This window comes from Leifsonia sp. NPDC080035, assembly GCF_040050925.1.
Taxonomy (GTDB): domain Bacteria; phylum Actinomycetota; class Actinomycetes; order Actinomycetales; family Microbacteriaceae; genus Leifsonia.
Map to the genome: position 1 here is coordinate 3577149 of NZ_CP157390.1, position 22642 is coordinate 3599790.

21 protein-coding genes are annotated in these 22642 nt (G+C 70.0%); 7 read left to right on the forward strand and 14 right to left on the reverse strand.

Annotated features, from left to right (window positions below):
* Positions 1 to 17: 17 nt before the first annotated feature.
* The 4 genes from ispG to AAME72_RS17415 all read right to left on the reverse strand — a co-directional run bounded on the left by ispG (position 18) and on the right by AAME72_RS17415 (position 4736).
* Positions 18 to 1169 carry a flavodoxin-dependent (E)-4-hydroxy-3-methylbut-2-enyl-diphosphate synthase gene (gene ispG, locus AAME72_RS17400; RefSeq protein WP_348787789.1) on the reverse strand — a complete coding sequence of 384 codons (1152 nt, stop codon included), beginning with the start codon at positions 1167 to 1169 and terminating at the stop codon, positions 18 to 20.
* A 55-nt stretch (positions 1170 to 1224) separates the two neighbouring features.
* Positions 1225 to 2562, reverse strand: a complete 1338-nt coding sequence (locus AAME72_RS17405) for a site-2 protease family protein (RefSeq protein ID WP_348787790.1) — start codon at positions 2560 to 2562, stop codon at positions 1225 to 1227.
* 75 nt (positions 2563 to 2637) lie between these two features.
* Positions 2638 to 3741, reverse strand: coding sequence for a 1-deoxy-D-xylulose-5-phosphate reductoisomerase (locus AAME72_RS17410; protein WP_348787791.1), 1104 nt, complete (start codon positions 3739 to 3741; stop codon positions 2638 to 2640).
* Positions 3741 to 4736 carry an FKBP-type peptidyl-prolyl cis-trans isomerase gene (locus AAME72_RS17415; RefSeq protein WP_348787792.1) on the reverse strand — a complete coding sequence of 332 codons (996 nt, stop codon included), beginning with the start codon at positions 4734 to 4736 and terminating at the stop codon, positions 3741 to 3743. The genes AAME72_RS17410 and AAME72_RS17415 overlap by 1 nt, the downstream gene beginning before the upstream one ends.
* Before the next feature lie 75 nt (positions 4737 to 4811).
* Between AAME72_RS17415 and AAME72_RS17420 the strand changes: the two genes are divergently transcribed.
* Genes AAME72_RS17420 through AAME72_RS17430 form a run of 3 tightly spaced genes read left to right on the forward strand, consistent with a single transcriptional unit; the run spans position 4812 to position 7894 of the window.
* Positions 4812 to 6158 carry an aminotransferase class III-fold pyridoxal phosphate-dependent enzyme gene (locus AAME72_RS17420; protein WP_348787793.1) on the forward strand — a complete coding sequence of 449 codons (1347 nt, stop codon included), beginning with the start codon at positions 4812 to 4814 and terminating at the stop codon, positions 6156 to 6158.
* A gap of 10 nt (positions 6159 to 6168) precedes the next feature.
* Positions 6169 to 7077 carry a hypothetical protein gene (locus tag AAME72_RS17425; protein ID WP_348787794.1) on the forward strand — a complete coding sequence of 303 codons (909 nt, stop codon included), beginning with the start codon at positions 6169 to 6171 and terminating at the stop codon, positions 7075 to 7077.
* 46 nt (positions 7078 to 7123) lie between these two features.
* Positions 7124 to 7894: a lysophospholipid acyltransferase family protein gene (locus AAME72_RS17430; protein WP_348787795.1), complete on the forward strand. Its 771-nt coding sequence runs from the start codon at positions 7124 to 7126 to the stop codon at positions 7892 to 7894.
* Positions 7895 to 8019: 125 nt separating this feature from the next.
* Here AAME72_RS17430 and AAME72_RS17435 read toward each other — a convergent pair whose 3' ends face one another.
* On the reverse strand, positions 8020 to 8487 hold the full coding sequence (locus AAME72_RS17435; RefSeq protein ID WP_348787796.1) for a CGNR zinc finger domain-containing protein: 468 nt from the start codon (positions 8485 to 8487) through the stop codon (positions 8020 to 8022).
* Between the two features lie 70 nt (positions 8488 to 8557).
* On the opposite strand from AAME72_RS17435, the gene AAME72_RS17440 reads away from it, so the two are divergent.
* Entirely contained in the window at positions 8558 to 8785 is a 228-nt protein-coding gene (locus AAME72_RS17440) for a hypothetical protein (RefSeq protein WP_348787797.1), read from the forward strand.
* 17 nt (positions 8786 to 8802) lie between these two features.
* On the opposite strand, the gene AAME72_RS17445 is transcribed toward AAME72_RS17440, so the two are convergent.
* Positions 8803 to 9276 (reverse strand): OsmC family protein, encoded by a 474-nt coding sequence (locus tag AAME72_RS17445; RefSeq protein ID WP_348787798.1) that lies wholly within the window; start codon positions 9274 to 9276, stop codon positions 8803 to 8805.
* Positions 9277 to 9313: 37 nt separating this feature from the next.
* Between AAME72_RS17445 and gabT the strand changes: the two genes are divergently transcribed.
* Together gabT and AAME72_RS17455 are read left to right on the forward strand one after the other, a co-directional pair.
* A complete protein-coding gene (gene gabT / locus AAME72_RS17450) occupies positions 9314 to 10669 on the forward strand; it encodes a 4-aminobutyrate--2-oxoglutarate transaminase (protein WP_348787799.1) in 1356 nt (451 codons plus the stop codon).
* 14 nt (positions 10670 to 10683) lie between these two features.
* Entirely contained in the window at positions 10684 to 11676 is a 993-nt protein-coding gene (locus AAME72_RS17455; protein ID WP_348787800.1) for an asparaginase, read from the forward strand.
* Between the two features lie 3 nt (positions 11677 to 11679).
* On the opposite strand, the gene AAME72_RS17460 is transcribed toward AAME72_RS17455, so the two are convergent.
* Genes AAME72_RS17460 through AAME72_RS17475 form a run of 4 tightly spaced genes read right to left on the reverse strand, consistent with a single transcriptional unit; the run spans position 11680 to position 15813 of the window.
* Positions 11680 to 12486 (reverse strand): ABC transporter permease, encoded by an 807-nt coding sequence (locus AAME72_RS17460; RefSeq protein WP_348787801.1) that lies wholly within the window; start codon positions 12484 to 12486, stop codon positions 11680 to 11682.
* The gene (locus tag AAME72_RS17465; protein WP_348787802.1) at positions 12483 to 13403 is read right to left on the reverse strand and encodes an ABC transporter permease; all 921 of its coding nucleotides are present in this window, start codon (positions 13401 to 13403) and stop codon (positions 12483 to 12485) included. The genes AAME72_RS17460 and AAME72_RS17465 overlap by 4 nt, the downstream gene beginning before the upstream one ends.
* Positions 13403 to 14599, reverse strand: a complete 1197-nt coding sequence (locus tag AAME72_RS17470; protein WP_348787803.1) for an ABC transporter ATP-binding protein — start codon at positions 14597 to 14599, stop codon at positions 13403 to 13405. The genes AAME72_RS17465 and AAME72_RS17470 overlap by 1 nt, the downstream gene beginning before the upstream one ends.
* On the reverse strand, positions 14599 to 15813 hold the full coding sequence (locus tag AAME72_RS17475; RefSeq protein ID WP_348787804.1) for a spermidine/putrescine ABC transporter substrate-binding protein: 1215 nt from the start codon (positions 15811 to 15813) through the stop codon (positions 14599 to 14601). Before AAME72_RS17475 ends, AAME72_RS17470 begins: the two co-directional genes overlap by 1 nt.
* A gap of 358 nt (positions 15814 to 16171) precedes the next feature.
* Here AAME72_RS17475 and ald point away from each other — a divergent pair, with 358 nt between their 5' ends.
* Complete coding sequence (gene ald / locus AAME72_RS17480) at positions 16172 to 17287, forward strand: alanine dehydrogenase (protein ID WP_348787805.1); 1116 nt, start codon at positions 16172 to 16174, stop codon at positions 17285 to 17287.
* Between the two features lie 136 nt (positions 17288 to 17423).
* Here ald and AAME72_RS17485 read toward each other — a convergent pair whose 3' ends face one another.
* From AAME72_RS17485 to AAME72_RS17500, 4 genes are read right to left on the reverse strand one after another with little or no spacing between them, the layout of a single operon-like run.
* A complete protein-coding gene (locus tag AAME72_RS17485; protein ID WP_348787806.1) occupies positions 17424 to 18011 on the reverse strand; it encodes a zinc-ribbon domain-containing protein in 588 nt (195 codons plus the stop codon).
* Positions 18008 to 20317 carry a transglutaminaseTgpA domain-containing protein gene (locus AAME72_RS17490; protein ID WP_348787807.1) on the reverse strand — a complete coding sequence of 770 codons (2310 nt, stop codon included), beginning with the start codon at positions 20315 to 20317 and terminating at the stop codon, positions 18008 to 18010. The genes AAME72_RS17485 and AAME72_RS17490 overlap by 4 nt, the downstream gene beginning before the upstream one ends.
* Positions 20314 to 21657, reverse strand: a complete 1344-nt coding sequence (locus AAME72_RS17495; protein WP_348787808.1) for a DUF58 domain-containing protein — start codon at positions 21655 to 21657, stop codon at positions 20314 to 20316. Before AAME72_RS17495 ends, AAME72_RS17490 begins: the two co-directional genes overlap by 4 nt.
* Positions 21654 to 22625 carry a MoxR family ATPase gene (locus AAME72_RS17500; RefSeq protein WP_348787809.1) on the reverse strand — a complete coding sequence of 324 codons (972 nt, stop codon included), beginning with the start codon at positions 22623 to 22625 and terminating at the stop codon, positions 21654 to 21656. The genes AAME72_RS17495 and AAME72_RS17500 overlap by 4 nt, the downstream gene beginning before the upstream one ends.
* Positions 22626 to 22642: the final 17 nt, after the last annotated feature.

Here is a 22642-nt window from a genome sequence, read left to right on the forward strand (position 1 = left end):
GCCTCCCGCTACCCGCGTCAGTGGCCGACGGTGACGGTCGGCTCGCCCGAGGGGGCGTCCTCCATCTCGGCGGCGATGCGGTTCGCCTCGGCGATGAGGGTCTGTACGATCTCGGCCTCGGGGACGGTCTTGATGACCTCGCCCTTGACGAAGATCTGGCCCTTGCCGTTGCCGCTCGCGACGCCGAGATCCGCCTCGCGCGCCTCGCCCGGACCGTTGACGACGCAGCCCATGACCGCGACGCGCAGCGGGACGCTCATCCCCTGCAGGCCCTCCGTGACGTTGTTCGCGAGCGAGTACACGTCCACCTGGGCGCGACCGCAGCTCGGGCACGAGACGATCTCCAGCTTGCGCTCGCGCAGGTTCAGCGACTGCAGGATCTGCAGGCCGACCTTGACCTCCTGCGCGGGAGGAGCCGACAGCGAGACGCGGATGGTGTCGCCGATGCCCTCCGCCAGCAGGATGCCGAACGCGGTCGCCGACTTGATGGTGCCCTGGAACTCGGGACCTGCCTCGGTGACGCCGAGGTGGAGGGGCCAGTCGCCGCGCTCGGCGAGCTGGCGGTAGGCCTTCACCATGACGATCGGGTCGTTGTGCTTGACCGAGATCTTGAAGTCGTGGAAGTCGTGCTCCTCGAACAGGCTCGCCTCCCACACGGCGCTCTCGACGAGCGCCTCCGCGGTGGGCTTGCCGTACTTCTGCAGCAGGCTCGGCTCGAGCGACCCCGCGTTGACGCCGATGCGCAGCGAGACACCGGCCGCCTTGGCGTAGGCCGCGATCTTGCCGACCTGGTCGTCGAACTTGCGGATGTTGCCCGGGTTGACGCGCACACCGGCGCAGCCGGCGTCGATCGCCGCGTAGACGTAATTGGGCTGGAAGTGGATGTCGGCGATGACCGGGATCTGGCTCTTCTTCGCGATGATGGGCAGCGCCTCGGCGTCGTCGCGGCTCGGCACGGCGACGCGAACGATGTCGCAACCGGAGGCGGTGAGCTCGGCGATCTGCTGCAGGGTCGCGTTGATGTTCGTCGTCGGCGTCGTGGTCATCGACTGGACGCTGACGGGGGCGTCGCCGCCGACCAGGACCTTGCCGACGCGGATCTGACGGGACTTACGACGGGGGCTAAGAGTCTCGGGGACCTTGGGCATCCCCAGATTGATTGCTGCCACCCGACAATCCTACGCGCGCCGGTGGGAGCCGGCTGGGCGTTGCTCGTGAGCGCGGTCAGCCGAACAGATTGATCGGCTTGACGATGTCCGCGTACATCAGCAGGACGCTCATCCCGCCGAGGACGATCACCACGGCGAACGTGAGCGGCATCAGCTTGGCCATGTCGACCGGTCCGGGGTCGCGGCGCTTGAACAGCTTCGCCATCGTGCGGCGGAAGCCCTCCCAGAGGGCGCCGGCGATGTGGCCGCCGTCCAGCGGCAGCAGGGGCACGAGGTTGAAGACGAACAGCGCGATGTTCAGCGAGGCGAGCATCCCGAGCATCGTGTAGATCTTGTCGATCAGCGGGACGCCGTCCAGCGCGGTCAGCTCCCCCGCCGCGCGCCCGATCCCGACCACGCTGACCGGCCCGTTCGGGTCGCGCTCGCCGGACCCGAACGCCGCGTTCCAGACATCGACCATCCGCTGCGGCAGATGGAGGAAGACGTTCACCACCGCGCCGGTCTGCTCGCCGACGGCGGGCAGCACCGCCGTGATCGGCTGGGGCACCAGCTCCGGCATGGCGCCGATACCGACGAAGCCGACGGTGAGGACGGCGGTGCTGCCGTCCGGGTTGGTCACGATCTTTCCCGCCGCATCGGTCTTCGCGACCTGGTTGGTCTTGGGGGTGAGGGCGACCGTCCGCTCGACGCCGTCCCGCTCCACGACGACCGAGAGCGTCCGTCCGGCGGACTCGCGGATGATCGCGGTGGACTGCGCCCACGACGTGATCTTCGTGCCGTCGATGCTCACCAGCGTGTCGCCCGGCTTCAGGCCGGCCGCGGCCGCGGGGCCCGCGGGGTCGGCGGAGGTGCAGGTCTTGGTGGTCGTCGCGCTCGTCGCCGGCAGCACGCACTGGCTCACCGAGCCGATGGTCGTGGAGCTCTGCGGCGTCCCGAATCCCATCAGCAGCACGCCGAACAGCACGATGCCGATCACCAGGTTCATGAACGGTCCGCCGAACATGATGACGATGCGCTTCCAGACCGGCAGCCGGTAGAAGGTGCGATCCTCCTCGCCCACCGCCACCGTCTCCGCGCTCGCGGTGCGGGCGTCCTGCACCATCGCCTGCATGAAGCCGGTGGTGGAGTTGCGGCCGGCCCTGCCGTCCTTGCCGGGCGGGAACATCCCGATCATCGAGATGTAGCCGCCGAGCGGGATGGCCTTGACGCCGTACTGGGTCTCGCCGCGGCGGAACGAGAACAGCGTCTTCCCGAATCCGATCATGTACTGGGTCACCTTGACGCCGAACAGCTTCGCGGGAACCAGGTGGCCGATCTCGTGCAGCGCGATCGACAGGGCGAGGCCGATCAGGATGATAACGACGCCCAGGATGAACAGCAGCACGGAATCCACGGGTACAGGCTAGTCGCGGCAGGCTTGGAACCAGCCGCCAACGGGGTGGGTGCGGGCTAAGAGGTCACGCCACCTCTAGGCGCGTCGAGCGCCGTCGGCGGCGATCGCCGCGTCGGCGGCGGCACGCGCCCAGCGCTCGGCCTCCGCCAGCGATTCGCGGGTGAGCTCGGCGGCCGGTTCGTGGGCGTCGACGACGCGCTCCACCGTGTCGACGATGTCCAGGTAGCCGATGGCGCCGGCGTGGAACGCGGTGACGGCCTGCTCGTTGGCGGCGTTGAACACCGCGGGATAGGTGGACCCGGCGGCCCCGACGCGCTTGGCGAGCGCCACGGAGGGGAACGCCTCGTCGTCGAGCGGCTCGAACGTCCAGGTGTGCGAGGTCGTCCAGTCCAGCGGGACGCCGACACCGGGCACGCGGTCTGGCCACCCGAGGCCGAGCGAGATCGGCAGCCGCATGTCCGGCGGCGACGCCTGGGCGATGGTCGATCCGTCGACGAACTCGACCATCGAGTGGATGACCGACTGCGGGTGCACCGTGACGTCGATCCGCTCGTACGGCACGTCGAAGAGCAGGTGCGCCTCGATCACCTCGAGCCCCTTGTTGACCAGGGTCGAGGAGTTGGTGGTGACGACGAGGCCCATGTCCCAGGTGGGATGCGCGAGCGCCTCGGACGGTGTCACCTCCCGCAGCGAGTCGCGGGTCCGCCCGCGGAACGGGCCGCCGGAGGCGGTCAGCACGAGCCTGCGGACCTCGGACGCGGATCCCGAACGGAGCGCCTGGGCGAGCGCCGAATGCTCGGAGTCGACCGGGACGATCTGGCCGGGCGCCGCGGCCCGCTTCACCAGCTCGCCGCCGACGATCAGCGACTCCTTGTTCGCCAGCGCCAGGCTCGCCCCGGTCTCCAGGGCGGCAAGGGTCGGCCCGAGGCCGACAGAGCCGGTGATGCCGTTCAGGACGACGTCCGCCTCGATCGAGCGCACCAGCCGCTCGGAGTCCTCCGCGCCGAGCGCGGTGTCCGCGACGCCGAAGCGCTCGGCCTGCTCGGCCATCAGCTCGCCGTTGCGTCCGGCGCTGAGGCCGACGACCCGGAACCGGTCCGGGTTCGCCGCGACGACATCCAGCGCCTGGGTGCCGATGGAACCGGTGGAGCCGAGGATGACGACGCGGCGGACGGACATCAGCGGGTCGTCCCCAGGATGTCGATCACGAAGACCATGGTGTCTGTTCCCTTGATCTCGCCCTGGCCTGCGGCGCCGTAGCCGTCCGCCGGCGGGATGATCGCGATCACCTGGGAGCCGACGGGCTGTCCCTCCAATGCCTTACCGAATCCCTTGACGACCTGCGTGGTCTGGAACGACGCGGTCTCGCCGCGACTCCAGCTCGAGTCGAACATCTGACCGTTCCGCCACAGCACGCCCTTGTACTGGACCGTCACGGTGTCGCCGGGGAGCACCGTCTCGCCGGAGCCCTTCTTGAGCTGAGCGATCCGGGTCTCCTTCGGCGGGTCCGCCTTCGGGATGGTGATCGTGGGCTCGCCGGACGTGCTCAGCTTCACCGTCGGGAATCCCGCGGTGGGTGCGACGGGCGTCCCGTTCGCCTTGGTGGGCAGCTTCGGCGGGATGTTGACGATGTCCGTCAGAAGCACGACCGGGTCGTCCTTCTTCAGGTTGAGCTGAGAGTACGCGGTGCCGAACGCCTGCTCGGCCGTCGCGGTGACGACCGCACGCGACCCGACGGACAGGCACTCCGCCGCGCGGACGAAGCCGGGCAGGAACTTCTTGTCGTCGAGCGGCGCCGAGACGGCGGCCTGCTTGCCGAAGCCCTCGTCGGCAGCGATCGCCTTGCCGGTCGTCCCGTTGTACGCGGCGAGGGCGAGTCCGACGGTCTCACCCGCCTTCACCTTCTCGCCGTCGCCCTTGATCAGGACGGTGCGCTGGACGTCCTTCACCTTCAGCGGGGTGGCGAACGTGATCGTCGGAGTCTCGTGGAAGGCGCCGGTCACCTTCACCGAATCCGAGACGCTGCCCGCCTTGGTGTTCTGGCACGAGGCGGAGGCGGGCGTCGAGGTCGCGGTCGAGCTCGCCGACGGCGACGACGAGCTGCACGCCGCCAGGGACGCGACGGCCAGTCCGGAGACGATCAGGGCTGTGGTGAGGGAGAGGGATCTGCGCACGGTGGACAAGTCTGCCGCATCCGCCTGCGGCTCGCCTGACAGCGGCACAGGATTCGGCTGAACGCGCCGCATACGATGGAGGCCATGACCCGCGAATTCTCCGTCCCTCAGTCACGCCATCTCGTCACCGAGCTCCCCGGTCCGCGCTCGGTCGAACTGCAGCAGCGCCGCGTCGCCTCGGTCAGCCGCGGCGCGGGAACGCTCGCGAACATCTACATGGAGTCCGGGTCCGGCGCGATCCTGGTCGACGTCGACGGCAACCGGCTGATCGACCTCGGCTGCGGCATCGGCGTGACCACGATCGGTCACGCGCACCCCGCGGTGGCCACCGCAGCCGCCGAGCAGGCCTCGAAGCTCACGCACACCCTGTTCACGGTCACGCCGTACGAGAACTACGTGCGCGTCGCCGAGAAGCTCGCGGAGATCACGCCCGGCGACTTCGAGAAGCACAGCATCCTTGTGAACTCCGGGGCCGAGGCTGTCGAGAACGCGGTGAAGATCGCCCGCAAGTACACCGGGCGCCGCGCCATCGCGACGCTCGACCACGCCTTCCACGGCCGCACGAACCTCACCATGGCGATGACCTACCGCCCCTGGCCGGAGCGCGCAGGGATGGGCCCGTTCCCCGGTGAGATCTACAGCGTGCCGATCAGCTACCCCTTCCGCGACCCGGAGGGGATGACCGGCGAGGAGGCCGCCGAGCGGACCATCGACTACATCCGCACCCACATCGGCGCCACCGAGCTGGCCGCGCTGTTCGTCGAGCCCATCCAGGGCGACGGCGGCATCATCATCCCCGCCCCCGGCTACTTCGCGCGGCTCTCCGAGTTCTGCGCCGAGAACGGGATCGTGTTCGTCGCCGACGAGATCCAGGCCGGCATCGGCCGCACCGGCACCTGGTACTCGATCGAGCACCACGGCGTCGTGCCGGACCTGGTCACGAGCGCCAAGGGCATCGCGGGAGGCTTCCCGCTCGCCGCGGTGACCGGCCGCGCCGAGATCATGGACGCCGTGCAGCCCGGCGGCATCGGCGGCACGTTCGGCGGCAACCCGGTCTCGACAGCGGCGGCTCTCGCCGTCTTCGACGTGTTCGAGCAAGAGGACCTGCTCGCGGAGGCGCAGCGCGTCGAAAGGGCGCTGTGGGCCCGGATCGGCGACTGGGCCGACCGGTTCGCCGTCGTCGGCGAGGTGCGCGGCAAGGGCGCGATGTTCGGCATCGAGCTCGTCGTGCCCGGCACGAAGCAGCCGAACCCGGAGGCGCTGAAGGCCGTGCTCGCGCATGCCACCGCCAACGGCGTCATCCCGCTCGACGCCGGCAGCTGGGACAGCGTCCTGCGCCTGCTTCCCTCGGTCGTGATCAGCGAGGAGCTGATCGACGACGCCGCGACCGTCATCGAGGAAGCCCTCGGCCGCCTCGGCTGAGGTCTGCTTCGTGCTGGGCACCGTGCGGCGTGCGCTCTCCGTCGCCGCCGCCACGCTCGTGGCGGCGGCGACGCTCGCGGGCGTGACGCCGGCCGTGACGCCGGGAGCGGCGGCCGACGCGGCTCCCGCGGTCTCGTCGCAGCGCGTGTCCTCCGACGGCGCATTCGATCCGGGCCGGATCATCAGCGACGACAGCTTCTTCAATCCGGACGCGATGACCGCCGCTCAGATCCAGCGTTTCCTCGAGGACCGAACGTGCCGGCCGAAGGGCGGGAGCCCGTGCCTCGCCGACTTCCGGATGGACACGCCGGACACCCCGGCCTCCGCCGAGCGCTGCGACGCCATCGCCGGCCGCGACCGCGAGCGCGCGAGCAGCATCATCGCCCGGGTCGCGGCGGCCTGCACGATCAGCCCGCGCGTACTGCTGGTGCTGCTGCAGAAGGAGCAGTCGCTGCTCACCGCGCCGAGTCCCTCCGGCTATCAGAAGGCGACGGGTTACGCCTGCCCGGACACCGCGGAGTGCGACAAGCGCTACTTCGGCTTCTTCAACCAGGTGTACCGGGCGGCGTGGCAGTTCCGGGAGTACACCGTCCATCCCGGCGACTGGCGGTACCGCATCGGCCGCAACAGCATCCAGTACCACCCGGATGCCACGTGCGGCGCCGGCACGGTCACGATCGCGAACCAGGCGACGGCGAACCTCTACAACTACACGCCGTACCAGCCGGACGCGCAGACGCTCGCGCATCCCTCCGGTCCGGCGGGCGACTGCTCCACCTATGGCAACCTGAACTTCTCCCGCCTCTACGACCGCTGGTTCGGCGACCCGCTCGCGGTGCGCTACTCGGGCCTCATCCCGCCCTGCCTCGTCTACACGAACGGCATCCCCTGCCCGCCGATGAACCCGTTCGCCCCCTGATCGGCGCATTCCCCGCACGGCATACGGACGCGATTACGCTCGTCACGTGACCCAGAACCACCCCGACGACGGGCTCGACGCCGAACCCGACGCCATCCCCCGCCCCGGCGTGCTCTACTTCGTCGGGCGGTGGATCGTCGCGCCGCTCGCCAAGCTCGTCTACCGCCCGCGCGTGCTCGGCACCAAGAACGTCCCCCGCCACGGCAAGATCATCCTGGCCAGCAACCACCTCTCGTTCATCGACTCGGTCCTCATCCCGATGACCTCGCCGCGGCGCGTGCAGTTCCTCGCGAAGTCGCACTACTTCGAGGGAACCGGCTTCCGCGGCTGGGTGTCCCGCGCGTTCTTCACCGCGATCGGCGCCGTCGGCGTCCGCCGCGGGGCCGGCCAGGCCGCCCAGGAGGCGCTGGAGCAGTCGCGCAGGATCATCGACACCGGAGCCGCGTTCGCCATCTACCCCGAGGGGACGCGCTCGCTCGACGGCCGTCTCTACAAGGGCAGGACGGGGATCGGCTGGCTCGCACTCACGACCGGCGCCAAGGTGGTGCCGGTGGGCCTGATCGGCACGGCCGAGATGCAGCCCGTCGGCGCTGCGTTCCCGCGGGTGCGCCGGGTGACCGTCGCGTTCGGGAAGCCCATCGACGTCTCGCACTACGGCCCGGCGGAGTCCGGACGCGCCCGGCGCCAGGCGACGGACGAGATCATGGCGGCGATCCACGACCTCACCGGCCAGGAGCTCGCCAACGCCTACAACGAATCGCCGCCGGCGAGCACGGTGGAGCGCGTCAAGCGCGCCTTGCGTCCCGAGCGCCTCTAGCGGCCGACGCGGGCACCTCCGCTCGACCACATCTGTGCCAAATGTCGGCATGTGTCGCGGTGGGTACCGAGATTTGGCGCACATGTCAGCATGCCTGCTGACGCGCGATGGCGTCCGGAGACGGTTCAGCCCTCGCGCTTGGCGCGGTAGGTGCGCGCCTTCTGCCGGTTGCCGCAGATCTCCATGCTGCACCACTGCCGGGAGCCGTTGCGGGACTCGTCGTAGAACGCCCAGCGGCAGTCCTCTCCCCCGCACAGCTTCACGCGGCGCAGCTTGCCCTGGATGCTCAGCACCACCGAGCTGGCGACCGCCGCCTCCGCCGCCGTCCGTGCACGCAGCTCCACCGCGTGCTCGCCGCACGAGGTGGTGAGCCCGACCGGCGGAAGCGAGGCCTCCTCGCCGTCGACGATCGCGCGCAGGGCTTCGCGGACGCCCAGGGTCTCGGCGCGGTCTCCCGGCTGCACGCCGTGCTCCCCCGCCCACGCGGCGAAGCCGGCGTCGTCGGCGAGCCGGTCGGTGCCGTCCTCCACGTCGAGGGTGTTCAGGAACGCGACCAGGAAGTCGGCGCCAAGCTCGGGAGCATTCGTACGCATGTAACCATTGTATCTCATTAGCCGGTTACGGTAACCTATAACCAGTCAACGCAGATAGGTGGTTATCAACATGCATCCCCTGGTTCTCTGGTCCATCGCATCGCACGACCTCTCCGAGCGTGAGCAGGTCTCGGCGCTCGAGCGCGCACAGCGCGACTCCGGCATCGCCCAGCCCCGTCCGCTCACGCGCGACGAGCGCTGGGTGGCCGCCATCCACCGCTGGGCCAGCGCCGAGCCGGCTCAGACCGTCGCGCCGGCACCGGCCCCCGCGGCCGCTCCGCGGCTCGGCTGCGCCTGACCCCGGACGCCCACGACTCAGACCAGCGTGAGCAGCTCCGGCTCGTGACCGACCGGGAAGTTCACGCTCGCGGCGATGAAGCACTTCTCCGCCGCCGGGTGGTGCAGGGACATCGCCAGCTCCGCCTGCGCGGGGTCGGCGATGGTCACCCGGGGGCGGAGGGTCACGCCCGTGAAGTGGCCGCCTCCGTTCGAGGTCTGCTCCATCACGCCGGTCGCGGCATCCGTGTAGCCGACGACCACGACGCCTGCGCGCGCTGCCTCGGCCAGGTAGCTGAGCATGTGGCACTGCGCCAGCGCTGCCAGCAGCAGCTCCTCCGGGTTCCAGCGGTCCCTGTCGCCGAAGAACGTGCGGTCCGCGGAGCCCTCGACCGGATGCTTGCCCTCGGCGCTCACCGTGTGGTCGCGTCCATAGTCCTTGTACCCGCTGGTGCCGGTGCCGCGGTTCCCCGTCCACTGGAGGTCGACGGCGTATCGGTGCTCGAGCTTCATGGTCCGATTCTGCCACCCGGGATAAGCTCGACTCATCATGACTGAGACCCTGAGCGCGCCCGTCTTCACCGTGGCGCAAGAACGCCGCATCGTCACCGCCGTCCCCGGGCCCAAGTCGCAGGAGCTGCACCAGCGCCGCCTCGCGGTCGTGCCGACGGGTGTCTCCTCCGCACTGCCCGTGTACATCGCCCGCGCCAACGGCGCCATCCTCGTGGACGTCGACGGCAACCAGTTCGTCGACTTCGGCGCCGGCATCGGCGTCACCACGATCGGCCACACCGAGACCGCGGTCGTCGCGGCCGCCGCGGACCAGCTGCAGGACGTCATTCACACGCTCTTCACCATCACGCCGTACGAGGAGTACGTCCGCGTCGCCGAGCTGCTCGCCGAGCACACCCCCGGCGACCACGCCAAGAAGACCGTGCTCGTCAACTCCGGCGCCGAGGCCGTCGAGAACGGTGTCAAGATCGCCCGCAAGCACACCGGCCGCCGCGCCGTCGCCGTGCTCGACCACGCCTACCACGGCCGGACGAACCTCACGATGGCGATGAACTACAAGGCGATGCCCTACGCGACCGGCTTCGGCCCGTTCGCCGGGGACGTCTACCACGCCCCGAACTCCTACCCCTACCGCGACGGCCTCACCGGCCAGGAGGCGGCGGCCCGCACCATCGCCTACCTCGAGAAGGTCATCGGCGCGACCGACCTGGCCTGCCTCGTCGCCGAGCCCATCCAGGGCGAGGGCGGCTTCATCGTCCCCGCCGAGGGCTACCTCGCCGCGCTCCAGGAGTGGTGCACGGCCAACGGCGTCGTCTTCATCGCCGACGAGATCCAGTCGGGGATGGCCCGCACCGGCGCCTACTACGCCAGCGAGCACTTCGGCCTCGTGCCCGACATGGTGCTGAGCGCCAAGGGCATCGCGGGCGGCCTGCCGCTCGCGGCCGTCACCGGTCGCGCCGAGATCATGGACTCCGCCCAGCCCGGCGGCCTCGGCGGCACCTTCGGCGGCAACCCGGTCGCCGCCGCCGCCGCTGTCGCGGTGTTCGAGGAGATCGAGGCGAACGACCTGCTCGCCGAGGGCGCCCGCATCGAGAACGCGCTGAAGCCGGCGCTCGAGAAGCTGCAGGAGAAGTACGACATCATCGGCGACGTGCGCGGCATCGGCGCGATGGTCGCCATCGAGCTCGTCAAGCCGGGCACCGCCTCCACCACCAAGGAGCCGAACCCCGAAGCGGTGAACGCGATCGTCGCCGCCGCCGCCCAGCAGGGCATCCTGTTCCTCAACGCCGGCACCTACGGCAACGTGCTCCGCTTCCTGCCGAGCCTCGCCGTGTCCGACGCGCTGATCGCCGACGCCGTCTCGGTGCTCGACGACGCGTTCGCCGCCCTGTGAGCGGGGACACCGGAATGCCCCAGGTCTTCAGCGGAGCGCAGGCGGTCGAGCTCGCCGTCGTGGAGCGCAGCGGCTTCGTCGAGTCCCGCCACGTCGGCTCCGCCGTGGTGCTCGGCCAGGACGGCGAGATCGTCCGGTCGCTCGGCGCGCCGGAGGCGCCGGTCTTCCCGCGCTCGACCATGAAGCCGTTCCAGGCCGTGGCGATCATGGGCGCCGGCGTCACGCTCGAGGGCGCGAGCGCGGTGCTCGCCACCGCGAGCCACGCGGGCACCCCGGCCCACCTCTCGGTGGTCAGGAAGCTGCTCGCGCAGGCGCAGGTCGGCGAGGATGCGCTGCGCTGCCCGGCTGACTGGCCGCTGGACTCTGCGGCGCGCGACGAGGTCATCCGCGCGGGCTCGCAGAAGGCGCCCGTCTTCATGAACTGCTCCGGCAAGCACGCCGCCATGCTCCTCGCCTGCCGGGTCAACGGCTGGCCGCTGGAGAGCTACCTGGACCCGCAGCATCCGCTGCAGCACCACATCCGCGACACGGTGGAGCGCCTGACGGGTGAGAAGGTCGTCGCGACCGGCGTCGACGGCTGCGGCGCTCCGGTGCACGCCATGTCGCTGCTCGCGCTGGCCCGCGGCATCCAGCGCATCGCGACCGCGTCCGACGCGTCGCCGTTCGCGCTGTTCCGCAACGCCGCCATCCTGAAGAACGCGGTGCTCGCCGACGGCTGGGCGATCGACGGCCCGCGCCGGGCCAACACCGTCGTGATCGACGAGCTCGGCGTCTTCGCCAAGGGCGGCGCCGAGGGCGTCATGGTGATGGCGGCGCCGAACGGCACGACCGTGACGCTCAAGATGCTGGACGGCAGCCTGCGCGCCGCCACCATCGTCGCGCTCTCGCTGCTCGCGGACGCCGGCGCTGTCGACCGCTCTGCCGTCGCCGATGTCGCGCCGAAGCTGGACCTCGCCGTGCTCGGCCGTGGCGAGCCGGTCGGCGAGATCCGCGCTTCGTACGCCTGATCCCTACTGCGTCGCCCGCGCCAGCCGCTTGGCGCGGGCGGCCGCGGTGAGCTGCGATATCAGCACCACGAGGATCGTCAGGATGAACACCGCGGACGCGATCACGTTCGCCTGCGCGGGGATGCCGCGCGACGCCGCGATGTAGATGTACATCGGGAACGTGGTCACCGCCCCGGCGTTGAAGTTCGTGATGATGAAGTCGTCGAAGCTCAGCGAGAACGACAGCAGCGCTGCCGACAGGATGCCCGGCAGCAGCAGCGGGAACGTGATCCGCCAGAACACCGCGTTCGGCGACCCGTACAGGTCGCGGCCCGCCTCCTCCAGCGCCGGGTCGAGGGACGCGACGCGCGCCTTCACCGTCACCACCACGAAGCTGATGCAGAACATCACGTGCGCGATGATGATCGTCCCGAAGCCCTTGTTCACGCCGAGGCTGAGGAACTGCGCGGCCAGACCCGCGCCGAGCACGACCTCGGGACTCGCCATCGGCAGGAACAGCAGCAGGCTCGTCTGTGAGCGGAACCGGAACCGGTAGCGCATCAGCGCGATCGCGATCATCGTGCCGAGGACGGTCGCGATCACCGTCGAGATGATGCCGATGATGATGCTCGCCATGAACGCGTCGCAGATCCCGACCGCATCGCACACGTTCGTCCAGTTGCGCAGCGTGAAGCCGCGCCAGGCGATGTTGTTCTTGATCGCCGCGTTGAACGAGAACACGAACGTGTACACGATCGGGATGAGCAGGAACGCGAGAGCGAGGAACGCGTAGACCTTGAGGCCGAGGCCCGTGAACCGGAAGCGCTTCACAGCAGATCCTCCGTCCCGCTCCGCCGCACATAGACGCCGACGATGACGAGGATGACGGCCATCAGGATGACCGACATCGACGCCGCCGCCGGGTAGTTCTGCAGCACCAGGAAGTTCGACTCGATGACGTTGCCCATCATCGAGGTGTCCGCCGCGCCCAGGAAGTCCTGCGACGCGTTGATGTAGTCGCCTGCCGCCGGGATGAACGTGAGCAGCGTCCCGGACACGATGCCCGGCATCGACAGCGGCACCGTCACCTTGCGGAACGTCGTCCACGCGTTCGCGTACAGGTCCTGCCCCGCCTCCAGCAGCCGGATGTCGAGCCGCTCCAGCGTGGAGTAGAGGGGCAGCGTCATGAACGGGATGAAGTTGTAGGTCAGACCGAAGATCACCGAGAACGGCGTGCCGGTGATGTGCGCGTCCGGTGGCAGGATCGACAGTCCCTTGAGGGTGCTGGCGATCCAGGCGTCATCGCTCAGGATGGACTTCCAGGCGAGGGTCCGCAGCAGGAAGCTGATGAAGAACGGCGCGATCACCAGCGTCATCAGCAGGTTCTGCAGCACCGCCCTGCCCCGCATCTTCACACCGATGAAGTACGCCAGCGGGTAGCTGATCACGAGCGCGGCCGCGGTCGCGATGAGCGCGTACACGAACGAGCGGATGATCTGCGGCCAGTACTCGGCGATGGAATCCGTGTAGTTGCTCCACTGGAACGCGGCCTGGTACTGGCCGATGTCGCCGTCCGGCACCGGCGCCTGGAACGAGGTAATGATGAGCGAGATCAGGGGCGTGAGGAAGAACAGCACCAGGTACAGCACGCCCGGCAGCAGCAGGACCAGCGCGATCCCGCTCTTCCTCCGGACAGCGGGCTCCTGGTCCTGCGTCGGCGGCGCGCCCGTGAAGGCGGCGATCGCCATTACGCCTCCTCCAGCTCGGAGAGCATCCGCTCCTTCGCCTGGGCGGCGACCGCCCTGGTGTCGGTGTCGTCGACGAAGCGGCCGTCCGCGGGAGGCTCGTCGGCGAGCACGAAGGTGTGGTCGGCGTCCCACGACACCCAGACCTCCGCGCCGAGCGCGGCGACCGGGCCGCTCGTCATGTTCTGGGCGAACACGATCACAGTCCCGATGCCGGGGACGTCGACGAGGTACTGCGTGCTCACCCCGCTGAAGGACACGTCGGTGACCCGGCCCGGCCCGAGCGCGTTCGCGCCGGAGGGGACGGACTCGGCCGACGCGTGCAGGCTGAGCTTCTCGGGGCGCACGCCGACCGTGACCTGTCCGGAGCTGCGCTGCGCGCGGGCGCGCGGGACACGGATCCGGTGGCCGCCGACGTCGATGCCGATGGTCTCCCCCGTCTCCACAACGGGACCTGCGAACAGGTTGGACTGCCCGAGGAAGTTGGCGACGAACACCGTGGACGGCAGCTCGTACAGCACCTCCGGGGCGCCCATCTGTTCGATGCGGCCCTTGTTCATGACGGCCACGGTGTCCGCCATCGTCATCGCCTCCTCCTGGTCGTGCGTGACGTGCACGAAGGTGAGGCCGACCTCGGTCTGGATGGCCTTCAGCTCCAGTTGCATCTGGCGGCGCAGCTTCAGGTCGAGCGCGCCGAGCGGCTCGTCCAGCAGGAGCAGGGCCGGGCGGTTGACGACGGCACGGGCGAGCGCGACGCGCTGCTGCTGGCCGCCCGACAGCTGCGCCGGCCTGCGCGCGGCCAGGTGGTCGAGCTCCACCAGCCGCAGTGCCTCGTGCGCCTTCACGACCGGGTCGCCGATCCTGCGCCTGCGCAGTCCGAACGCAACGTTCTCCAGGATGGTCATGTGCGGAAACAACGCGTAGCTCTGGAACACCGTGTTGACGGGCCGCTGGAACGGCTTCATCTTCGTGACGTCCTGACCGCCGATCAGGATGGAGCCCTCCGTCGGCTCCTCCAGGCCGGCGACCAGACGCAGGGTGGTGGTCTTGCCGCACCCGCTCGGCCCGAGCAGGGCGAAGAACGAGCCGGCGGGGATGGTCAGGTCCAGCCGCTCGATGGCGGTGAACCCCGGGAAGCGCTTGGTGATACCGACCAGCTGCAGGTCGGCGCCGGACTCGGCGAAGACTCCCTTCGGCATCAGGCCCCCAGGATGACCTTCTGGAACGACGCCTGGTACTTCTGCTCCTCCGCGCTGGTCAGCGTGCGGAAGATCTTCACCTGGGAGAGGGTGTCGTCGTTCGGGAAGATGAGCTGGTTGTCCGCGAGGGCGGGGTCGATCTTGATCGCCGCCTCCTTCGCGCCCTGCACCGGCGTGATGTAGTTCACCCAGGCGGCGACCTCGGCGGCCACCTCCGGCTGGTAGTAGTAGTCGATCAGCTTCTCGGCGTTCGCCTTCCTGGGCGAGCCGATCGGGATGACGAAGTTGTCGCTCCACAGTGTGCCGCCGGCCTCCGGGATGGCGAACTGCCAGTTGTCGCCCGCTTCGGCGTTCAGCTGCGTGATGTCGCCCGACCAGCAGATCGCGGCGAGGGTGTCGCCCGACTTCAGGTCGTTGAGGTAGGAGTTGCCCTTGATGTTGCGGATCTGCCCGTCGTTCACCTGCTTGGTGAGCGTCTCGATCGCCTTCTCGTAGTCGGCGTCGCTGAAGTCCTTCGAGATGTCGACGCCCTGCTGCAGCAGGAGCAGGCCCATGGTGTCGCGCATCTCGCTGAGGACGCCGACCTTGCCCTTGAGGTCGGGTTTCCAGAGGTCGTCGATCGACTTCAGGCCGTTCGGCAGCTTCTCCTTGTTCCAGCAGATGCCGGCGAAGCCGCTCTGCCAGGGCAGCGACTTCTTCCTCCCCTTGTCGAAGTCCACGTCGACGAGGTTGGAGACGAGGTTCTTCTTGTTCGGGATGGCCGACTCGTCGAAGGACTGCACGTAGCCGAGCCGGATCCAGCGCGCGATCATCCAGTCGGTGAGACAGACGGTGTCGGCGCCGATGTCCTTGCCGAGCGCGAGCTGGTCCTTGACCTTCGCGTAGTAGGTGTTGTTGTCATCGACGGCGACGTCGTACTTGACGGTGATGCCCGACTGCTTCTCGAACGCCTGCAGCGTCGGATAGTTGCCCTTGTCGTCCTGGTCGAGGTAGGCCTGCCAGTTGGCCCAGGTCATCGTCTTGTCGGATGCCGACTGGTCCTTCGCCGCGGTGGGCTTGCTCGACGCTCCTCCGGTCGAGCAGGCGGCGAGTGCGAGGGCGGCCGCCCCCGCTCCTGCGCCGGCGAGCAGTCCGCGCCGCGTGAGCTGAGACGCTCGAGCGGACTGCACCAGCTGGCGGATCATCGGGTCGGTGGGGAGGGGTCTGGCCTTCACTGCGGTTCTCCTTCGGGATGGAACGCGTCATGCGAATCGACGTCCCGCCGGGCACTCCAGTGTGCTCTGCGGTGGGTCGATACTGGCACACACCCGTAGCCATACGCACGCATGAAAGCGCAAAACCTCGATATCGAAACATGATCGTCACGGAATCAGTGCCGAGCGGCCGGTTTCACTGGCGAAACCGCATCCGGAGAGGCTGCGCTCGACCGCGCGTGAGACGAACAGACGATATCCACGCTAGTTCGACACGGAATTTACGGAATCAGCATGATCATCTGCGGATCGCTATCGAAATCCTCCGTCGAGCCCGCTAAGGTGGGATCGAACATCACGTCGAAGTGTGAGGAGCCCCATGAAGGTCGCGATCCCCCGCGAGATCAAGAACAACGAATTCCGGGTGGCCATCACCCCGGCTGGAGTGCACGACCTGGTCGGCGCCGGACACGAGGTCTTCGTCGAGACGGGCGCCGGCGTCGGCTCCTCGATCCCGGATGAGCTCTACGCGGGCGCGGGTGCGACCATCCTGCCGGACGCCGCCGCCACCTGGGCCGCGGGCGACCTGATCCTGAAGGTCAAGGAGCCGATCGAGAGCGAGTACGGCTACTTCCGCGACGGTCTCGTGCTCTTCACCTATCTGCACCTGGCCGCCGACGAGGCGCTCACGCGCGCGCTGATCGACTCGGGCGTCATCGCGATCGCGTACGAGACCGTGCAGCTGCCGAGCCGCGCGCTGCCGCTGCTCGCCCCGATGAGCGAGGTCGCCGGGCGGCTCGCCCCGATCGTCGGCGCGAACACCATGCTGAAGCCGAACGGCGGCCCCGGCCTCCTGGTCCCCGGCGTCCCCGGCACGCATCCGGCCGTCGTCACCGTGCTCGGCGGCGGCGTCGCCGGCACCAATGCGATCTCCGTCGCCGTCGGACTCGGCGCGGAGGTGACGGTGCTCGACACGAACATCCAGCGCCTGCGCGAGCTCGACGCGCTCTACGCCGGCCGCATCAAGACGATCGCGTCCAACAGCTTCGAGATCGAGAAGGCGGTCGTCGCCTCCGACCTCGTCATCGGGTCGGTGCTCGTGCCGGGCGCGAAGGCGCCGAAGCTGGTCAGCAACGAGCTGGTCTCCCGCATGAAGGCGGGCAGCGTCCTCGTCGACATCGCGGTGGACCAGGGCGGCTGCTTCGCCGACTCGCACCCGACGACGCACGCCGACCCGACCTTCACGGTGCACCAGTCGCTGTTCTACTGCGTGGCGAACATGCCCGGTGCGGTGCCGCACACCTCCACCTACGCGCTGACGAACGCGACGCTCCCCTACGCGCGCTCGATCGCCAACCGCGGCTGGAAGGATGCGCTGCGTGCCGACGCGTCGCTCGCGCTCGGCCTCAACGTGCACGCGGGATCCGTCACGAACGCGGGTGTCGCGGAGGCCCACGGTCTCGAGGCCGTCGCCGTGGCCGACGCCCTGGCCTGACGCGGCGCCCACGCGATCCGGAACTCCGGAGAACTCGCCTCATCCCGGCGGGATCTCCGGAGTTTCGGTGTTTGGGGCGGTGTGTCGCTCCGGATGTCCGGAGTTCCGGCGGCTCAGGACGCGTGGAGGGGGGACGTCAGCTGACGTCGAACCACTGGTCGCCGATCTCGACGCGGGTGCCGCGGGTCACGCGGTAGCGCCGGCCGGCCTCGCACTGGCGAGCGACGTCGCCGAGGGGACGGGCGACCGTGCCGTTGCCCGAGTAGCGGTCGCAGATCCAGAGGTCGTCGCCCTCCAGGCCGAACTCGAGGTGCGTCTTGGAGACGCTCCTCGCGGGGTCGGAGACGGTGACGAGCTGGTCGACGTGCTCGCCCGGTTGGGTGATCGGGCGGCGGCCGACGAGACCGCTGCCGAGCACCTCGACGCTCTCCCCTGTCGAGAAGCTGAGGGTGTACACCCGGCGCGGGGCGCTCGGCGGTGCCGTCTCGATCGGGATCACCGTCATCGCCTGGGTGGCGGGCAGGCCGTCCTCGTCGAGCTCGTCCGCGCCGGGGAAACGCCCGGCGATCGCGGGCTTCGGCAGGCGGTCGACGATGGAGGTGTCGGACGGCCGCGGGTCGGCGACCTCGGGCGGACGCACCCGGGAGGCCGTGACCGAACTCCCGCACTTGCCGCAGAACAGCGTCCCCTCGGCCAGCTCGGCCCCGCACACCCGGCACGTCATCGCTTGCTCTTCCTTTCTCCGCTCCCTCCACGGTATCCGAGAGAACGCAGGGAGACCGCCGCGCGCAGCCGCTTCCAGCGCGTGTCGCGCTTATCCAGCTGTCCGCGGAGCTCGTCGACCGCCCTCCACACCGAATCCGCCTCCTCCGGCGTCGGCGGCAGCGGGCTGAACACGGCCCGGTCGGCGACACGGGCGAGCGCGGCGGCGCGGTTGCCGCCGATGGTCGCCGCGAACTCCCGGCGGGTGGCAGCGGGCGGCGGGTCGAACCCGTGGTCGACGGCCGCGTCCGCGAACTCGCGCCAGCCGCCGACGATCCGCTCGATCGAGGTGCCCGCCGACCGGCGCAGGGCGCGACGCCTCCACTTCGCCGCGACGACCGCGAGGAACGGGGATGCGAGCAGGGCGAGCACGAGGAGCGCCCAGCCGACGGCGACGAGGACGCCCAGTAGCGTCTCGAGCACCGGGTTCGGCGGCTGCGGGTTGGTGGTGTCGACCTGCGCCTGCGGCGGCTCCTGGTTCTGCTGCGGGGTGTCGTCCACCGGCGGCTGCACGTTCGTCTGCGGCCGCGAGATCTCGGTCGGCTGATTCGGCTGCTTCGGAGGGACGGGACGCACCGGCGGGGTGGGGTCGACCGTCACCCAGCCTTTCGTCGTCTGCACCTCGATCCACGCCGAGATGTCCGAGCCGGTGAAGGTGACAACACCGGTCGCGTCCTGCGGGGCGACGAAGCCGACGACCACCCGCGCCGGGAAGCCGAGCTGCCTGGCCATGAGCGCGGCCGTGACGGCGTACTGCTCCTGGTCTCCCAGCATGGGGATGTCGGTGAGCAGCTCGGTGATCCGGTCGGCGCCGTGCCCGGAACGGCTGGCGGGCTCGTCCGGACCGATCCCGTGGCTGATGTAGCCGTCGGCCGCGATCCCCTTGAGCGCGGCGGAGAGCTTGGCGCCCGCCCCGTTCACCCCTGCCGTGTACTTCTGCAGGGTCGACTGCAGCTCGTCGGGGATCACCGTCGGCCGTGGGACCGCATCGGAGCCGGGCTGCACCGTGGCGATCTGCGCGGCCGTCAGAAGCGGCTTCTCGACCGAGTCGGCGGTGTAGGTGTCCCCGGAGCGCAGCGACGCCGTCACCGCGGCGCTGCCCGTGACGTCGTTGTAGAAGAACGCGCCCGTGAGCCGGTCGGCGTCCGCGCCGAGGAAGCTCAACTGCTCCAGCTGGCCGGTGCCGGGGATCCACGGTCCGCGGTAGTCACGGATCGTGACCATGATGGACGCCGATGCGCCGCGGACGTCGGACTGGTCGAGACGGTACGGCACGCGCGTGAACGCACCGGACGCGCTGGTGACCGCGGCGCTGCCCACCGAATATGTGACGCCGTCGTACGTGTCGAGCGTGGCGATGCGGAGCCGCCGGTCCGCGGGCAGGCCGGTGACGCTCAGCATCGGGTCGTCCGCCTTCGGCGCCTGCAGGTAGGAGCGGAACCCGCTCAGGGGGCTCGGGTAGGCGCGAGGGTCGAACGGCTGCTCGACCGCGGTCCGCACCACCTGACGGTCGCTCGCCGGTGGGATCAGCACCGACGCTCCGATGCCGACGACGGCCGCCCCCGCGAGCATCACCGCGGCGCCCGTCGCCGTGAGCGCGGCCGTCGTCCGTCGCTCGCTCCGGCTCTCCACGGTCAATCCACTCTGCTCGCGGAGCGTGCGCACCGCCGCGGAACGTCGTCGAAGCCGCAGCCGGATCTGCCAGACCAGCAGCAGCGCGAGCAGCCCGAGGACCTGCCACAGCGGGACGGCGGTCACGGCGGGTCCCAGCACGATCCCGGCGAGCAGCAGCAGCACGGGTGGAAGGGCGGCGAACTCTGGTACCCGCGACCGGAGCGCGATCGACACCGTCACGACGATCGCGAGGAGCACCAGGATGAACGGCGGCACCAGCAGAGCCTGGTAGCCGCCGACAGGGACGGAGATGGTCACGAGCTGCTTCCAGCTGAGCCATGTGCCCTGCACGAGCTGGAGAAGGCCGGGCCCGCTCGGGAGCATCCCGCCGGCGGCGGCCTGTCCCGGCACGGCCAGCTGCACGCCCGCGCTGAGGTACACCACGAGGATGAGGCCGGCGACGACGATGCTGGGCCAGCGGAAGGCGGCGGCCGCCACGGCGACGGCGGCGCCGAGCACGAGCGTCACCGCCAGCAGCGTGACGAACTCACCCGACTGGTAGACGGGCCAGAACGACCACCCGGCGAGGGCGACCGCGGCGATCGCGAACGCCGTGTCGACGGCGGCGCTGCGCCAGGCGAGCCGGCCGATCATGTCGCGAGCCGCTTCGCCAGGCTGCGCTGGAGGTCCTCCAGGTAGCCGATCGTGAGCACGCTGAGGTCCGACACCCGCCGCATGGACGGCACCGCGCCCTCGTCGCAGACGATGGCGACGACGTCCACGCCGAGCGGGAAGTGCGCGGCGGCCGCACGCAGCTGCGCCGCCGTCATGGTCGACCCGCAGATCAGGAACGCGATGGAGATGCCGGCCGCGTCCTCCGCGGCGACCTGGGCGAGCTCGGGGAGCCGCAGCATCGAGTCCGAGACCTCGACCCCGGACAGGTCGTCGAGGAGCCGGCCGCGGCCGACCGTGCTCAGCCGCCGGACGCCCAGCACCATCCGCTTGGCGAACTCCGGCGTCGCGGCGCTCGCGACGACCGACACGGTCCGCGAGTCCAGCATCGCCCGCACACCGAGCGACCCGGTCGCGCTGACGGCGAGCTCGAACTCCTCCTCGCTCGCGTAGTCCGCCGAGGCGAGGCTGAGCGCGACGAGCAGGTGACTGCGCCGGGTCTCCTCGAACTGGCGGACCATGTAGCTGCCGGTCTTCGCGGTGCTCTTCCAGTGGATGTTGCGCCGCTCATCCCCCGGCATGTACTCGCGCAGGGCGTGGAAGGCGACGTCGCTCGCGGTGAGGTCGCGAGTCGGCGCGCCCTCCAGGTCGCGGACGAACCCGGTGCTCATGCTCGGGATCGCGATGGTGCGCGGATGGACGAAGAGGTCGAGCGAGTCTGCCCACACCAGCTCCCGGCGCAGCAGCCCGACCGGGTCGGCGCGAACGGTGCGCACCGGGCCGATCGGGACGATCCCGCGTCGGCTCGTCGGCACGACGAACACGTCGGAGTGCTCCTCGCCGCCGGCGAGCGATGGCGAGGCGAACGAGGCGAGGCCCGCGCCGACCGGGACCTCGACGCGCGCGCCGGCGAGCCGCCGCCGGCCAGGGTTCCGAACAGTGACCTCGCCGGGGGCGCGGTCACCGACGACGACGCGGTTGGTCGGGAGCGCGAGGCCGATGTCGAAGCCGATGCGCCCGGCGAGGTAGAGGGAGGCGATGAGCAGCAGCGCGACCGCGCTCCAGCCCGACACCACCGCCTCCGTCCAGCCGAAGGCGTAGCCGGCAACGAGGGCGAGCACGGCGAACAGGCCGACGGACCAGCCGAGCGGGGTGACGACGCCGCCCACCCGCACAGCGACCCGCGCGACGCCACGGCCGAAGGTGGAACCGGTGCGCACCGCCCAGACGATCGCGTCGGCGAGCATCCCCTCCCGCTCGCCGACGATCCGCGCCCGCGCATTGGTGAGCTCGGTCTGGGTGCGGCCGATCGTGGTGCTCACACGGCGGCCCGATCGCTGGGCGGCGGGACCTCGATGAGGAGCTGACCGATGACGCTGGAGGTGGTGACCCCCTCGAACTCCGCCTCCGGGTCGAGCACCAGACGGTGCGCGAGGACCGGCTCTGCCAGCGCCTTCACGTCGTCCGGGGTGACGTAGTAGCGGCCGGCGGAGGCGGCGAGGGTCTTCGCGGCGCGCACGAGCGCGAGCGCACCGCGCACGCTCACGCCGAGCCGGATCTCGTCGGCGGTGCGGCTGGCATCCACCAGCCGGGAGACGTAGTCGTTGATCGTCGGGTCGACGTGCACCCCGCGGGCCATGCTCGCCATCTCCACGACGGTCGCGGCCGAGATCACCTCGGGCACGATCACCTCGTGCGCCCGGCGCTCCGAGCCCTCCAGGATGCGCAGCGTCGCCTCGTGGTCGGGGTAGCCGATCGAGGCCTTCATCAGGAAGCGGTCGAGCTGCGCCTCCGGCAGCCGGTACGTCCCGGCCTGCTCGATCGGGTTCTGCGTGGCGATGACCATGAACGGGGTGCCGACCGAGTGCCGGACGCCGTCCACGGTGACCTGCTGCTCCTCCATCACCTCCAAGAGCGCCGACTGCGTCTTCGGCGACGCCCGGTTGATCTCGTCGGCCAGTACGATGTTCGCGAACACCGGGCCGCGGTGGAACTCGAACGTATTCGTGCGCTGGTCGTAGATGTTCACGCCGGTGATGTCGCCCGGCAGCAGGTCGGGCGTGAACTGCACCCGGTTCGTCGTGCCGCGCACGCTCTCCGCCATGGCGCGCGCGAGCGAGGTCTTGCCCGTGCCAGGGAAGTCCTCGAGCAGCAGGTGCCCCTCGCTGAACATCGCGGTGAGGGCGAGCCGGATGACGTGCGTCTTCCCGAGCAGCACCCGGTCGATGTTCTGCACGAGCCGCTCGAACACGCCGGAGAACCATTCGGCCTGCTCGGGGGTCATCGTCATGCTGCTGCCTCTCTCGG

Excerpts from the sequence above, each read along its gene's own strand:
- AAME72_RS17455 (WP_348787800.1), top strand. The coding sequence starts at position 10,684 with ATGCCCCAGGTCTTCAGCGGAGCGCAGGCGGTCGAGCTCGCCGTCGTG.
- gabT (WP_348787799.1), top strand. The coding sequence starts at position 9,314 with ATGACTGAGACCCTGAGCGCGCCCGTCTTCACCGTGGCGCAAGAACGC.
- ald (WP_348787805.1), top strand. The coding sequence starts at position 16,172 with ATGAAGGTCGCGATCCCCCGCGAGATCAAGAACAACGAATTCCGGGTG.
- AAME72_RS17470 (WP_348787803.1), bottom strand. The coding sequence starts at position 14,599 with ATGCCGAAGGGAGTCTTCGCCGAGTCCGGCGCCGACCTGCAGCTGGTC.
- AAME72_RS17440 (WP_348787797.1), top strand. The coding sequence starts at position 8,558 with ATGCATCCCCTGGTTCTCTGGTCCATCGCATCGCACGACCTCTCCGAG.
- AAME72_RS17410 (WP_348787791.1), bottom strand. The coding sequence starts at position 3,741 with ATGTCCGTCCGCCGCGTCGTCATCCTCGGCTCCACCGGTTCCATCGGC.
- AAME72_RS17485 (WP_348787806.1), bottom strand. The coding sequence starts at position 18,011 with ATGACGTGCCGGGTGTGCGGGGCCGAGCTGGCCGAGGGGACGCTGTTC.
- AAME72_RS17490 (WP_348787807.1), bottom strand. The coding sequence starts at position 20,317 with ATGATCGGCCGGCTCGCCTGGCGCAGCGCCGCCGTCGACACGGCGTTC.
- AAME72_RS17420 (WP_348787793.1), top strand. The coding sequence starts at position 4,812 with ATGGAGGCCATGACCCGCGAATTCTCCGTCCCTCAGTCACGCCATCTC.
- AAME72_RS17465 (WP_348787802.1), bottom strand. The coding sequence starts at position 13,403 with ATGGCGATCGCCGCCTTCACGGGCGCGCCGCCGACGCAGGACCAGGAG.
- AAME72_RS17435 (WP_348787796.1), bottom strand. The coding sequence starts at position 8,487 with ATGCGTACGAATGCTCCCGAGCTTGGCGCCGACTTCCTGGTCGCGTTC.
- AAME72_RS17445 (WP_348787798.1), bottom strand. The coding sequence starts at position 9,276 with ATGAAGCTCGAGCACCGATACGCCGTCGACCTCCAGTGGACGGGGAAC.
- AAME72_RS17500 (WP_348787809.1), bottom strand. The coding sequence starts at position 22,625 with ATGACGATGACCCCCGAGCAGGCCGAATGGTTCTCCGGCGTGTTCGAG.